This is a genomic window from Rossellomorea sp. GAMAL-10_SWC (genome assembly GCF_049568075.1).
GTDB lineage: Bacteria > Bacillota > Bacilli > Bacillales > Bacillaceae_G > Gottfriedia.
Window position 1 is genome coordinate 2,952,133 of sequence record NZ_CP144911.1, and the last position, 15,116, is coordinate 2,967,248.

Sequence of the window (15,116 nt, forward strand, 5' to 3'; positions counted from 1 at the left end):
GGCCGCTAATAACAATTATCTAAAAGTCGCTAGGAAATATTCTTCGTTTAAGGTGATATTCAACCGAGCGATTATTAAACAGATTGCTATAATTCACCTTAATCTTTTTAACTTCCAATTGTTTAATTTTCTCTTCTAATGACTTCTTATCCACATTAGTTAATTTTCCATCCTCTGACAAACTAGAAATTTCATTTAATAATTCCTGAATCTTTTCATCACGAAATTCTTTTTCTTCGTTTTGTTGATAAATAGTCATCTTTGTATGAAGGATTGAATTTACCAATTCGTCCGCACCACCTGAAAGCCTATTTAAGATTAAAAGCTGTTCATTTAATATCTCATTATCTAAATCATAAGGATACCTTAGTTGATGATCTATTTCACTCCAGCCTTCTTCAAATATCGTTCTTACTTGAATCTCAGCTAAATAATTTACTTTTGTCATTTGCGACTTAATCACATAATGCCATGATCGATATCCGGCATCATGAACTAAAAACTGGAACTTTTCCTCTTCAATATGCTGTTCGCTTGTCATATCTCCTAAGCGATGGTAAATAGTCGCTTTTTCATGTAAATTCCAATTTTGTCTAATTGTCTTGTCTATATCTGCAGCCTGGTATTTATATAAATGTAATGCTCTTATACCAATTAGATCTGTAATTTCAGATTTATAATTCGAAACATTGATTTCATATGATGAGTCTGCTTTTTTACCTTTTATCGTCTTTCGAATAATCTTTTCAATTAAATGGTCAGGATATTTAATTCTTGATTTCACAGTATGAATTTCAGGATTTTTACGGAGTATTTCTGAAATAAAAGTAGCTACTGTTTCAAGATTCGGTATTTCTGATATGTATTCATTATAAATTTCAATATATTTTGACCAGTCTAAACAGTACTTTTCAAAATCCTGTTCATCGATTTTATATTTTTCAAAGAAATACTTTTGATTCTCTATTAGGCCCATACGATATCTCCTTCTAACAATTCCATAACCATATCCTACCATATTTCTGGAAGAAACATACTTTTACAGAACAGAAATTGAGTACAAAAAAACATTCGTAATTTTTGCATCAAAGGCATATTTGTTTTTGCCAGGATTAATGGCTGTTCTATTTTTTTACCAATCTTATTATTAGAAAATCGAACAAATGACCTACTTTGAATATACGTTCGTAAAAAATCTATCTTTTTTCTAAAAAAACTACTTACATTAGAATAGATGTTCGTGTATAATAAAAACATCCAAACAAAACAGAACATACAATCTTAAAATTTAAGACAATTGAAGCCTAAGAGAATTTAAAAGTAGAACAAAAAAGGAGATGTGAAAAATGGAAATTATCATTCTATGTAGTGTCTTATTATCTTGGTGTATTTTAGAGGGTTTTAACAAATTTGTAGTAAATCGTTGAAAGCACTGAAAGAGATTCTTTATATTATTTTAGATGGATTACTCTCTTATTCCTTAAAACTAAATTCAAACAAAAAAGTGCTCTTCTACTAAAGAAAAAGAGCACTTTTAGATTTATTATTTAGCTATGTATTCCTGCAATTCCTTAATAAGAATTTCTGCTCCGTATTTACTTACTACAATCTTTCCACTATCAAACGAGAAATTTTTTTCATCAATAACTCCTGTTACCATACAAGCATTACTCGAAACAAATTGTTTAAGGATAATCTTTTGTTCCTCAATAAATACTTCAAATGGTTCATATTTATTAAGATTTAACATTTTTCTTAATTCCTTTGGTAAAACAATTCTTCCTAAGTCATCAAGTCTTCTGACAATTCCACTTAGACCGGAATTTTCATCATATTTTGTAAGAATAATCATACCTTCTTCAAAATGAATTTCAAATGGAGCATTGTTCTCTAAATTCATTGTATTTCTTAGTTCTTTCGGTAGAACAATTCTTCCAAGATCGTCTAGTTTTCTAATAATTCCAGTTGATTTCATACTTGCAACTCCCCATTTATTTCTATCTCTTTAAATACTCAATATAATTCTCTCTATTTGTTACATTGAGTTTAGTTTAATAATACCAAATTATTTTAATTTTCTCTCTACTTAAATCGACTCATTTTTACTAATAATAATACAAATTAAAATAATTTGCTTGATATTTTATAATTAACTACCTTTTATTTAATCTTTTGTTTTTTGTTTTGGTAAATTTAGGTAAAATTTCTTTAAAAGATTCAAAAAGAGATGAGTTAATCATTCGGTAACGAATTACCTTTAATTAACTCATCTCTCATAATAAATCTTTTATCTTGAATAGCCACCGAGACTTTGTTCAGCCATTTGAACTAAACGTTTTGTAATCTCTCCACCTACTGAACCATTTGCACGAGACGTTGAATCTGGACCTAAATGTACTCCAAATTCTGTTGCAATTTCATACTTCATCTGATCGATTGCAGATTCAGCATTTTGTGAAACATATTGATTTGAAGATCTGTTTGCCATGATATGTAGCCCCTTTTAATAAAATTTTCTGATATAAACTATCAGATTGCTGTTAGTATTTCATATTGAATATAAAATATTCATCATATAAATATTTCTGTAACTTTTATATGTTTCATCCAAAATTTTATTGCAAAGATTGTCAGATTATTTCCCAAAAAATATATTAATTGATAAATATGATTGAATCAGTAGTTAATCACACTTAAACAGAACTCCCATATATTATATTGATATAATTCCATTTTCTGAAAGGTAGGTGTAACAAAATGAAAGTAGATGGTATCTTTGAAGGAGGAGGAGTTCGAGGAATCGGGCATGTTGGTGCTATTTGTGCTTTAGAAGAAGAAGGTTATGAATGGGCACGTTTGGCAGGCACTTCTGCTGGTGCTATTGTTGCTACTCTTCTAGCATGTGGCTATACAGGGAAAGAATTAAAGGAAATTATGGATCATCTAGATTATAAGAAATTTATTACAAAAACTTGGTTGCACTTTATTCCTTTAATCGGATTAGGATTAAATATTTTATTTAAAAATGGGTTATATAAAAATGACTTTGAAGAAGAATGGTTAGAATCTTTATTATCCAAAAAAGGAATTCGTTATTTCGATGATTTAGAAGAAGGGAAATTAAAAATCATTATTTCAGATATTAGTAATGGTAAAATGGTCGTTTTACCTGATGATTTACCTGACTACGGCTTATCAGCAAAAGATATAACAATTTCTCAAGCAGTTAGAATGAGTGGTACAATCCCCTTTTTCTTTCAACCAATTAAACTAAAAACTCCTAATTATAATTATCCAATATTAATTGTTGATGGTGGAATTCTAAGTAATTTTCCAATTTGGATATTCGATGACCATCAAGAATGGCCGACTTTTGGTTTTCGCTTAATAGATGAAGAAATTATTGCGAAACCGCTGGATGGTCATAACCTAATCTCATTTTACAAATCAATATTTATTACGATGAGACAAGCACACGACATTCGTCATCTAACAACAGAAGTAAATGAACGAACTATAAAAATCCCAACTGGTGATATATCAAGTACAGATTTCAATTTAAATAAAAAAGAAAAAGAAGCACTTTTCACAAATGGATACCAAGCCGCAAAAAAATTTCTTAGAACTTGGGATTTTGAAAAGTTTAAACACAACTATCCACCTGAACCTTACTGTCATAAGGTGAATAGTCTGTAGTAACTTAAAAAACGCAATCTTTTCTTGAAATTCTTAGAAAAGATTACGTTTTTATTTTTCCTATTTAGTTCCGCTAGGTTAATTCATTTAACCCTTACTTTCGCATCTCCTTCGATATACGAAGGAAAAGATACAAGATCAATTTTTATCGGATTCATATACTTTTGTCGAGATGAAATCTTAAAACCTATTATTTGCTTATTACTAACATTGCCTTCCATATAGGATTCATTCATTTCAATTTCTTTTCCGTTTGCATCAGTGATTGATCCAATCATGTCGTAATTAAATTCCTTTTTTGTATTCAAAGTAAAAAATATAGTATCTCCCTCTTTTTTTAGGTCAGATAAATAATTACCTCTTGGCTGTTTCAGAATTTTTTGTTTCTTAGTATCAATTACAAGGTACTCATCTTCCTTATCAATTGCCTGAAGTTTATTTATGACAAAATATAATTCTTTTGGATCTTTAAAATAATTACTCTGTAAAAAGATAATTCTTTCATTATCGCTAATAATTTTTGCAGCAGTTCCATTAGTTATTTTTGACCATACCTCACCATTTTGATCAATAAGTTTTATACCGGAGAAATCTAGTATTTTCTTTGAATTACTTGGATCCATTTCAACTTGTACTGCTACACGGAGCGGATAGATGGTAACTTTTTTAATTTTAATCTTTTGATTTTCAATCATTACCGTTTTATTTAGTTCATATATTTGATTCGTTTTTTCATGTTTTTTTATTGAAAGTGGAATCGAAAATTGTGCTGATTGCCTTACATTCTTAATTTTTAAAACTAAATTAAAATCTTGCTGTTCATATGGTTTATCAAAATCGTATTCTACTGTGCTTGTATATTGACCTCTAACTTTATCGACAGTACCTCCAAAAGATAAAGAGTGTTCGGGTAATTTTTCCCCATTACTCGGTTTAAGATATGCCTCATCGATTTCGAAATTTTTCTGTTTTGAGTTACTATCAATCGTATAAAATAAAACGATGTCTTGTTCATCAGCAATAACAGAATCGATTGTAACTTTAATACCATTCTTTTCTTGTGATGTACCAATCTTTTGGGCATATTTATTTTCTACCGCTGAAAGTAACCCCTTATCATGACGCACACGTACCATTTCAACAATTTTCTCCATCCCTGGTACTTTTGTTAAATAATCAGCAAAGGTTGGTGATACACGTATACTTGCTAGAATTCCAAAAAGAAAAACGGCAGCTGCAACTATTGACCAAATTCTAAATTTACGTTTCGGTTTTTTGATCATCTTAACTTCTTTTGCATTTTGAAAACCAATTTGAATAGCCTCATCAATATCATCAAGAGGTATATCGACGTTTTCGTATTTTTCTTTCAAATTTTTTAATTCTCTTTTTTCTTTTTCAAACATTGCCATTTTCTCCTTTCTCTTCAAGAATTCCTCTTAATGATCTCAATGCTTTGTTCAACCAAGTCTTTACTGTACCTTCTGGACGATTCCACATAATTGCAATATCTTTGATTTTGACATCGTGAAAATATTTTAAATGTAATAGCTGTCGCTGTGTATCATCAAGCTGTGACATTGCTTCTTCTATTTCAATATAGTTATAATCTTCGATCGTACCTAGCTGTGAAATATATTCATCGTCGAAGGTTACTCTATTATTCTTCTTTATAGAATCCTGACAGTAATTAATCATAATCCGAATAAGCCATGTTTTTACATAACTTGGTTCTCTCAATGTTTGTATGTTTTGATAAGCTCTAAACGTTACTTCTTGAATTGCTTCAATTGCCTCATCTTTATTCTTTAAGTAGGCTAATGCAGTTTTATATAATGATATTTTATGCTCATGCATAATTGACAAAAATGCTTGCTCATCTCCTTTGATAGCCCTTTTCACTAGACTATGATCCTGCAATCTCAATCCCTCCATCTCGATGTTCTATACATTAGACTCCTGAGAGCTAAAAAAGTTTTAGTAATTTTTAATTTTTTTGAATCGATTTCATAATGCATTTTTTATCTACAGAATTTGATTGCTGACTTTTAAAGAATTCAAAAATAATATACAAATAATAGTTTTGTATATTTTTCATAAATTCCAAAAGGAGTAATGTGCTATTAAAAAATGTGAAAAATTAACAATACCGACAATAAATACTGGTTAATTTTACCTTTATAAATGGTAACATAATTTCGTAAACGTTCATTAAAAAATTAGAGACAGTTTTGATAAAGATTAATTCAATTTAACTTCTAAGGTATATTTTTTATCGGTGCAAAAACCAATTTGAAACAGGTGGTTATATTATGAAAATAGCAAGAAATATATTAATTATATTTTCCTACATAATGTTTACGGTATTAATTATAGTTGGACCGGAGTTTCGTAAGTATAAATCATATGTTCTTTTGTTACAGATACTATTTTTTTGTACAGGTCCATTATTATTAATCATTATAGATTGGAAGAAAAAAAGAAATAAAGATAAGCCTGAAATCAACGGTAAATCGGAGTGAAATGGAAATTTACGTTAGTAGATTCATGGAGTTGAATTAGAATTTAAATGGTCTCAGCTTACATAAAAGACATACAACTTTTAAAAGAATCAAAATAAAAAGACATGAGCATCAACACTCATGTCCTTCACTACATCGATAAATCTATCTATTTCTGTTTTTTCGATTACGTAAGAAAGCCGGAATATATGAAGTAGAATCTTCCTTCTCATTAAATCGGCCATATTCTTGTTGCTCATTATGGCGGCCGTAGTCTTGTTGTTCTGTGTATCGATTTTGATCTTGTCGTTCTGAGTAACGGTTATATTCCTGCTGTTCATTATATCGACCGTAATCATTTTGTTCATTATTATAACGCCCATAATCTTGTTGCTCATTATAGCGATTATAATCTTTTGGTTCATTGTAACGTCCATAATTTTGCTGTTCTGTGTATCGACCAGTGTCTTGTTGATCATTATAGCGACCAAAATCTTGCTGTTGGTCTATTCGATATCTTTGATCTTGTTGGAAGCGTTGCTCTCTATTGTATAAGCTAGGTGCTTCTTCTATTGGTCTAGAAGGAGTTCTTACCATTTTCTCTTCTTTATCCGCAAATCCTGTAGCAATAACTGTTACAATAATTTCATCTTTTAAGTTTTCGTCGATTACCGAACCGAAAATCATATTTAATTCTTCATGAGACGCAGAAGCAACGATATCAGCAGCTTCTTGTACTTCAAATAGACTTAAGTTACGTCCACCTGTAATATTCATAATTACACCATGAGCTCCATTAATAGAAGTTTCTAGTAACGGAGAATTTAATGCCTTCTGAGCAGCGATTGTAGCGCGATCTTTACCTTTTGCAATACCGATCCCCATAAGGGCTGTCCCTTTATGAGACATGACCGTTTTAACATCAGCAAAGTCTAGATTGATTAATCCTGGTACTGCAATTAAGTCGGAAATCCCTTGAACACCTTGTCGTAGTACATTATCCGCTTCACGGAATGCTTCGAGCATCGGTGTTTTTTTGTCAACTAGCTCTAATAATCGATCGTTTGGAATGATTATTAATGTATCAACAGCTTCCCTAAGTTCTTTAATTCCACCTTCAGCGTTTGTTGCACGTTTTTTCCCTTCAAATTTGAAAGGACGAGTTACTACTCCAATTGTTAAAGCACCAAGCTTTCGAGCAATTTTTGCAACTTCGGGAGCTGCACCTGTACCTGTTCCGCCACCCATTCCAGCTGTAACGAAAACCATGTCTGCTCCTTGTAGTACTTCCTCAATTTGCGACTTACTTTCCTCAACAGCTCTTTTACCAATTTCAGGATTTGCTCCTGCTCCTAAACCACGTGTCAACGTTGCACCAATTTGCATAGTAATTTCAGCTTTTGATTGTTTTAGTGCTTGGGCATCCGTATTAAAAGCAATGAACTCAACGCCTTCTACTCCGTCTTCAATCATTCGGTTAACGGCGTTATTTCCGCCACCACCAACACCAATAACTTTTATTCTTGCAAACTGTTCTATATTTTCAAATTCAAACATGATCATTCCTCCTCGTCATACCGATTACATAATTTCACGTTTTTCTAAGAACCATTCATTTCATTCTAAGATTTATTTTTTTATGTACGTTTTAGTAGATTAGAATTATCCAATTCACTTGTAGACATAGAATTGTCCTAATTCCCCTAACACTACTATACAAGAAAACTACTTATTATCTTTTCGATAATTTTTCCTTAATATACCTTTAACTAAAACATGTATTTTAACATCTTAATGTAATATCTCTATCAACTTCGTAACAAACTTTCATTAAAAAGTTTGTACAATTAATATAATTCTTTCCTTTTTGATTGAATCCTTTAAGAATCTTTATCAGATCCAAAGAAATCAAAACCTAATATATGATAATTGTGATACTGTTCACAAATTATCCAATAAATTATAATCCCTACAAATTTCCTATTGGTAAAATATTCATATATTAGGATTTCTTAAAATAGTATGAATCGGAGAAATCATGAAAATATTATTTAAAAGTTTATTTGTTATAATCTGTCTCTTAATTAGCTTATTCATCTTCAATTCTCAAAAATTATTCATTAATAAAAAAGATATATCTACTAGAGTAATAAAAGAAGATATTAAAAGAATTGAGTGATACAGATGCAGATAAATCTACTTTGTCTTCTAATCTGACACAATATCAATCAAATTCAAAAAAAGATATTGCTAAAGCAACTATTTGCCTTTTTGGAAACTTTGATCGTCTTGAAGACTTAATGAAAGCCTCTAAGCTAGTCGTTAAAGCGACTGTTATTGCAACTGAACCATATGTTCTAATTGATGAAGGGAGTCATCGTATATACAAAATTAACATTTAAAATAAGTAAAGTTATTTCAAGTGAAAAGCGGTTGAATGGAAAAACTATATGGGGCATAGTAAGGCAAATTTATTGAAGACAATAACTCTAGGAAATATTTTCGCGGTACCCCTTAAAAATATAACTAAAGAAATAGATGAAACAGAATTGAGAATAAATAATGCTGTTACAGAATTAAATAAGCAACTTGAAACCTAATTTTATAATGTTTCAAATTATAAAGAGGTATCTGAAACAACCAAGTCCTTTCACTAATACAGAAGGTAAATAAAACTCTCCATACTAAAAAGAAACGACAAAACTAATATTTGTCGTTTCAAACTTTACTATTTTTTGATTATTTCTGTTTTATTTTCTTCAGTCCAATTTTGAATTCCGTCATCTTCGTCCAATTCGATAATAACGTCTGTTACGCCTTTTTCTTTCATAATTTTTTCTTCTAATCGGTCTTTTATGTCATCAGCTTGAGCTACTGTTAAATTAGGGTCTAGTTCAATTTCTAATTCAACATGTAAATCTTCCCCCTCTTTAACAACCGTAAGAGCTTGAATATCTTTGACCTCTGGATCTTCCATTACGATTTCACCAATTTTGTCTTCCATTTCTTCATCTGATTCACCAATAACACCTGCAGCATTATCAAGAAATACTTTCCCAACAACAAGGAACATCAAAATACCGATGATAACAGAAGCAATACCTTCCGCTTGATGGAATGGTGTATAGTAAGCAATGATTACAGCAATCATCGCTAATAATCCACCTAGAGTTGCTACTGTATCTTCTAAGAAAACTAATTTCGTAGCTGGTTTTGCTTTTCCTAAATTAGAAATTGCCTCAGTAACCACTCCAAAACCACTTGTTATTATTCCTAATTCATGACTAATTTCTTTCATTGCTTTGTAAAGTACAAAGGCTTCAAGCACAACCGAAGCACCTAAAATAGTTAGGGTAATAGCCAGACCTGAAGAGTGGGTTGGATGTACAATATGCTGAATTCCTTCGACAATCGTTTCAAATGCCATAATTCCTACAATTAATACTGCTCCAAGTAAAACTAAATTAACAAGTCGACCAAATCCATTTGGAAACCGATCTGTTGGTGCCTTTTTACTTAAAGCTGAACCGCTAAATACAAAAAGTTGGTTTGCAGTATCGGCAGCACTATGCATCATCTCAGCAAAGAGTGCAACACTTCCAGTCATACTAAACCCTATTCCTTTTATTATCGCTATTACAGCGTTAACAATCGCTGCTAATAATGCAGATTTATTACCCTTTTTTAAAAGCTGTAAAAATTCTTTCATTCTATACTCCTCTTTACTAGTATTTTTATATTATGTATTTTTATATTTTTTATTAGCTAACCAGGAAAAGTTCATAAAATTCGAAGTAACAACAGTTCATTTTTTACTTATTTGGAAAGATATGTAATTTAATTTTAACATAGGTTCTGATTATTCTTTTGTCTCTTCTACAAAAATATTTTTAATCAGCTAAAATATTTTTGTAACTTGAACAAAAACTTTTTACCCTTAACAAAACGAAGATGCCACTAAAGACGAAAAAATAAATAGAAATCAAATAGATATATCGCGATCATCAACATGGTTACTCCTATTAAGAAGTATAGTATCTTCTTTAATAAAAGCTTTTTTTTATTGAAAATTGAGACCCATAAACAAAATAATGCTAATAATAAGATTGGTACCGCTAGTAACAAAATCAGCAACTATCTTCACATCCTTTTACTAAGATTCCTATGTTATACTTAATTCTTTATGAAGCAAAAAAAGCTATCTAAAAAGACAGCTTTTCATAATTTATATGCGGATAATGAAATGTACTAGTTCAATTTCATTTTTTTTTACAAACTTTACTTCTTACTTTCCTTAAAAGATAAATGCTCTAATCTCTTTCCCATCAGTTCAGCCATTTGTTTTGAATGAGGATCTTCTTCTTTTTGTAAATTATCAATGATATGATTATAATCCTTTTCGTTTCGATTCTGGCTTAATTTATATGAGGCCTGAATTTCTTCCACTTTAATCTTAAATCCAACTATACCTTTTAGTTCACTTTCTAAAAGTTGTGGAGAAAGTTTATCCCAAAGTACTGGGTTTTTACGATTTTTTTCATATTTCTCTAGCATGATTGTTAATTCATCTACTAACTCATCTCTTTCTAAAATGCTTGCTTTTCCGTAAACATGCACAGCTTGATAATTCCAAGTTGGAACTTCTTCAACTTCATACCAAGAAGATGAAATATATGCGTGAGGTCCTTGAAACATAACAAGCACTTCTTCACTATTCTCAAATGTTTTCCATTGTGGATTTCCATATGCAATATGCCCAGTAATATAATAATCTTCACCTTTTTTAGTTATAGCTAAAGGTAAATGTGTAGCAATTGGTCTACTCTGTTTTGTTGTGATAATCGTGCCAAAAGAGTTTTTTTGAACGAAATCCCAAATTTCTTCAGGATTTGTGACTTTATAATATTTTGGAATATACATTCTTAATATTACCTCCTTAAACATTTTTGTTGCAAATGCAATAAAAATACCATACTTTAAATCTAACTTATTATTGTTGCATTTGCAATAATAATTTAAGTGGGATGTGCGAGGAATCTTACTATTAACCAATGGTATTTCACTTAATAATAAAAAGAGAAAAATCATTCAATCTAGAAGATTTTTCTCTTTCCTAATTCAAGATCAATTACTTAATCAATGCATCATACACAGCAGTCGCCACGGCTTTATATTGTCCCGTAGCAAAGTCATCACCTTTAAATTTGTTCGGATTTATTAATGGATCAATTACAGGTGAATGTTTTTTATTGGTCAATAAGACAATCCCTAAATTATTATCTGGATCTATAATGGTTAGAGTGCCTACCCACCCTGTATGTCCAATCGCATTTGGGCTTGCATACAATCCAAACGTAGAGGACATACTTGGAGAGCCATTTCTTCTCCAGCCTAAGCCATATGTTGGATTTAAATCGGAAGGTGCTGAAAACTGATCAATCGTTTTTTGATCAAATAGTTTTACTTTGCCATATCCACCTCCGTTTAACATTACCTGCAAAAGAACGGCTAAATCGCTTGTTGTCGAGAAAAGCCCCGCATGACCTGATACGCCACCCATAGAGTAGTACGCCTTTTCATCGTGCACTTCTCCCTGTATTGTGTATGTACGAATATTTGGGAAAGTGATGATACCATTACGTGAATTCCCCATTAACTCGGTTGCTGCGAAATCTTTTGCTTTGAATCCTTTTTGCAAAGGGTTGAACATTGTGTGTTTTAGACCTAACGGCTTATAAATCGTATTTTCTACATAGTCGTCTAGTCGCTTTCCAGTTACTTTCTCAATAATAAAGCCAAGGATCATATAGTCCACGTCACTATAAATGTTTTTCGTGCCAGGTACGTATTCTAACGGTGTTTCAGCGATTTTTTCAAATGTTTCATTACGGTCTTGTGTATACAAGGAACCTGCTACAGTAGGATTGTGGTATTGCGGATCAGCTGGAAAACCAGCAGTATGGTGTAAAATATCGATTAAGCGTAGGGTATCCTTCCCTTTAATCATATCAGTTGATTTGTCTTTAAAATTTGGAAAGTATGATTGTACAGTTGAATTCAAGTCTATTTTTCCTATACTAACAAGATGTTGCAAAGCGAAGTTAACTGCATACATTTTAGTATTTGATGCCAAATCAAACATTGTATTCGTCTTCATTTTCTGAGGATGTTTCAGTGGTGTTAGCCCATCGTATTTTTTCGAGTACCCATAAGCAGTGTTTTTTACAATTTTCCCATCTTTGATAATCATTAGAACTGCACCTGGAAAACCATTGTTTACATCTTGCTGGATTAATTCATCTACTTGTTTTAATTTCTCAGATGAAAATCCTACTTCTTCAGGACGTTTTACTTTGCTCAACACGGGAAAGTTATCACTAGATTTGATTTGTTTCATTCCATTCACCTCTGCCTGGATTGAGGTTTTCTCTGCATTTGTTTGAGCATAGCTGACAGAACCTGTTGTAGTAACCAACGCAAGAGATAGTGTTGATGTTACAATACTTCGAGTAATAAGAGTCAATTTTATCCCCTCCCTTTATGATTCATTCAAGAATTGTCTAGTTGGAAAATCCTTTTTATAGTTGTAAATAAAATTCAAAATTCACTATTTTTATTTTGAAAGAAAATTTCAACTACTATTAGTATAAGTTTGAGGTTCGAAGTTTGTAAAGTCTGACTATTCTAATAAATCTACTAAAGCATTCTAGAGTACTATATAACTACTAGCCTCTCCACATTTAAATTTGCCCTTGAGGTACAACAACTCTAAAATTCTAGCACTACTTAGCAATTACTCTACAAGATCTCAATCATTATGAATCTGAAAAATCATTAAAATATTCGAAAACATAAATCGCTAATTTTTTCTATGTAATAGGTACTAAAGAATATTAATATTTCATATATTTACTTACTTTTCTGAAGTTACTTATGAATACCATCTTCTTTGGCAAAATATTTTCTTTTCAAAAGTATTTACTAGTTCGCTAAAAGTATTTTATCGACATGTACCACCGGAAATTTCTCAGGTAAATCTGAACGTTTTATACTCGCAAATCCATTTTTTTCATAAAATCTATGTGCAGCTAAAAATTGTGGTATTGTCCCGAGATAGATTGCTATAATTTAATTTTTTCATTGTCAATTAGCAAGAAAATAGACTACCGAAGTAGCCTACTTGATCTTTAACTTATTCATGCATAAGAAAGGTCATTACTTATTAGTCATATAAACTATGTAATGTCCTTTTTTTATCTATCATTTTTTAAAATTAGGTTGATAAATTTTTTCTTACCCTGTTTTTTCATATTAAGCATTTCTAGTTTCTCGAATATGATCCAAAATAGCTTGTTCAACTTTCTCATTGAAATCTTTTATTCTTGAATTCAAGTAGAATGCATCTAGCTATCTCCACAATAAGGAGCATTCTAATATACCTAGAAAAATACAAAATAATATAGTAATAGTAGCAATATATAATAAAAAATTTATTGCAATTAAATGTAACATGATGAAATTAAACATCGCACAAAATCATTTTCCCAATGTAAGAAATCAGAAATAGGAATCATCATGGACTTATTGTAGTCTTTGAAATAACCAATAAAATGCCACCGCAAAAATAAGGCAAGACGTTGAGACCATCATTTTACGATACCATGGGAAACGTTTTATCAATAGCAAGAAAGGAAGTAATAGGCATAGGATCATGAGTTGTCCTGCTTCCACACCTATATTAAACGTCAGGAGTGAGCCAAGTTGATTACTCTTTGGAAGTCCAGTTTCAGCCAAGGCCCCGGCAAAGCCCATGCCATGAATCAGACCAAATAAGGCCGTCAATAGCCACCGCCATTTCGCCTTTTTAACAAATATGTTTTCCACTGCTACATAACAGATTGTCAGGGCAATCAAGGATTCGACCCAGTACGGGATGATGTGAATACGACCTGTCGCTACCAAGAACAGTGTAACGCTGTGGGCGATAGTAAAGGCAGTAACAATTTTCAACGCATCCTTGAATCTAGTTGCGATTAATACTAAGGATAACAAAAACAGTAAATGATCATAACCTGTCAAAATGTGTTCGATGCCAAGCTTAAAGTATTTCCACAAAACAGCACCATTCTTAGCCTTTGGAAGGTCCTTTGGAAGATCCTTGGGAGGGTCCTTGAGAAGGTCCTTTGGAAGTTTGATCAGAATATCTTTATTAGTGCTATCAATCATATCCTGCTGAAAATAATCACCTGCATGGACCATGAGTACACTCGTATGAGTAGGCACATCGTCAAATACCAGATTGTAATGAAGATTAAATTGTTTGATTTCTTCATCGGCGATGAACCTTAGTTGAAATTCCACACCTCTTATGACACCCTTTTGCGCCATGTTCATCGAAACCAATTCCAAATTTAAGGGCTGCTTCGAATCAGCATCTATGCGAAGACCTTTCTGTAAATAGGCTTCGATTTTTTGCGAAGCCAGTTCATCGTTTACCAGATTATCCAAGTCAGTACCGAAATGTGGAAACAAGTCTTTTTGTTCAATAAAAAGATCATAGAGAATCTCGTTTCCTTCAATGTTTAAATCCGAGTAGCTCATATCTATGGAATGCGCAAGTGAAGTTGTGGTAGTCCCAAAAAATAATAAGAACATGATGATGAACATGGACAGTAATGAACGCATCTTCATAGCGGAACCTCTTTTCATGAAATGTTAGTATTACAATCTGCAATATAGTTTATCCTGTTACGAACGTTCATTCTACAACCTGAACATGTTGCTCGACTTATTTCAAGCTGTCTAAGAGTGTTTACATTAAATATGAAATACGAGCCAGTATCCCGTTACAGATCGAGGAAATGTAGCTTTAGTACACCTTTGGTACCATTAATCGTCCAAATCGATGAAGGGGAGCAA

11 protein-coding genes and 1 pseudogene are annotated in these 15,116 nt (G+C 31.6%); 2 read left to right on the plus strand and 10 right to left on the minus strand.

Going from position 1 to position 15,116, the window contains the following annotated elements:
* Nucleotides 1-19: 19 nt before the first annotated feature.
* From V5E38_RS14770 to V5E38_RS14780, 3 genes are all read right to left on the minus strand, one after another.
* Nucleotides 20-976, minus strand: coding sequence for a nucleotidyltransferase family protein (locus V5E38_RS14770; protein ID WP_499210584.1), 957 nt, complete (start codon nt 974-976; stop codon nt 20-22).
* Nucleotides 977-1,543: 567 nt separating this feature from the next.
* Nucleotides 1,544-1,975: an AbrB/MazE/SpoVT family DNA-binding domain-containing protein gene (locus tag V5E38_RS14775; protein ID WP_286133625.1), complete on the minus strand. Its 432-nt coding sequence runs from the start codon at nt 1,973-1,975 to the stop codon at nt 1,544-1,546.
* Nucleotides 1,976-2,287: 312 nt separating this feature from the next.
* Nucleotides 2,288-2,488, minus strand: coding sequence for an alpha/beta-type small acid-soluble spore protein (locus V5E38_RS14780; RefSeq protein ID WP_335413167.1), 201 nt, complete (start codon nt 2,486-2,488; stop codon nt 2,288-2,290).
* A gap of 269 nt (nt 2,489-2,757) precedes the next feature.
* Here V5E38_RS14780 and V5E38_RS14785 point away from each other — a divergent pair, with 269 nt between their 5' ends.
* Complete coding sequence (locus V5E38_RS14785; RefSeq protein ID WP_499210585.1) at nt 2,758-3,696, plus strand: patatin-like phospholipase family protein; 939 nt, start codon at nt 2,758-2,760, stop codon at nt 3,694-3,696.
* A gap of 83 nt (nt 3,697-3,779) precedes the next feature.
* Here the strand turns inward: V5E38_RS14785 and V5E38_RS14790 are convergent, their stop codons facing one another.
* The 3 genes and pseudogenes from V5E38_RS14790 to ftsZ all read right to left on the minus strand — a co-directional run.
* Nucleotides 3,780-5,102: a DUF4179 domain-containing protein gene (locus V5E38_RS14790; protein ID WP_499210586.1), complete on the minus strand. Its 1,323-nt coding sequence runs from the start codon at nt 5,100-5,102 to the stop codon at nt 3,780-3,782.
* Nucleotides 5,095-5,616, minus strand: a complete 522-nt coding sequence (locus V5E38_RS14795) for a sigma-70 family RNA polymerase sigma factor (RefSeq protein ID WP_499210587.1) — start codon at nt 5,614-5,616, stop codon at nt 5,095-5,097. The genes V5E38_RS14790 and V5E38_RS14795 overlap by 8 nt, the downstream gene beginning before the upstream one ends.
* A gap of 1,073 nt (nt 5,617-6,689) precedes the next feature.
* Nucleotides 6,690-7,754 (minus strand): annotated as a pseudogene (ftsZ, locus tag V5E38_RS14800) (cell division protein FtsZ); the annotation flags it as partial.
* A 614-nt stretch (nt 7,755-8,368) separates the two neighbouring features.
* Here ftsZ and V5E38_RS14805 point away from each other — a divergent pair.
* Nucleotides 8,369-8,599, plus strand: coding sequence for a hypothetical protein (locus tag V5E38_RS14805; RefSeq protein WP_499210588.1), 231 nt, complete (start codon nt 8,369-8,371; stop codon nt 8,597-8,599).
* Nucleotides 8,600-8,925: 326 nt separating this feature from the next.
* Here the strand turns inward: V5E38_RS14805 and V5E38_RS14810 are convergent, their stop codons facing one another.
* The 4 genes from V5E38_RS14810 to V5E38_RS14825 all read right to left on the minus strand — a co-directional run bounded on the left by V5E38_RS14810 (nt 8,926) and on the right by V5E38_RS14825 (nt 14,888).
* Nucleotides 8,926-9,906, minus strand: coding sequence for a cation diffusion facilitator family transporter (locus V5E38_RS14810; protein ID WP_499210589.1), 981 nt, complete (start codon nt 9,904-9,906; stop codon nt 8,926-8,928).
* A gap of 569 nt (nt 9,907-10,475) precedes the next feature.
* Nucleotides 10,476-11,117 (minus strand): FMN-binding negative transcriptional regulator, encoded by a 642-nt coding sequence (locus tag V5E38_RS14815; protein ID WP_499210590.1) that lies wholly within the window; start codon nt 11,115-11,117, stop codon nt 10,476-10,478.
* A 208-nt stretch (nt 11,118-11,325) separates the two neighbouring features.
* Complete coding sequence (gene pbp4b / locus V5E38_RS14820) at nt 11,326-12,594, minus strand: serine hydrolase family protein (RefSeq protein WP_499213585.1); 1,269 nt, start codon at nt 12,592-12,594, stop codon at nt 11,326-11,328.
* A 1,184-nt stretch (nt 12,595-13,778) separates the two neighbouring features.
* A complete protein-coding gene (locus V5E38_RS14825; RefSeq protein ID WP_499210591.1) occupies nt 13,779-14,888 on the minus strand; it encodes a HupE/UreJ family protein in 1,110 nt (369 codons plus the stop codon).
* Nucleotides 14,889-15,116 lie beyond the last annotated feature (228 nt).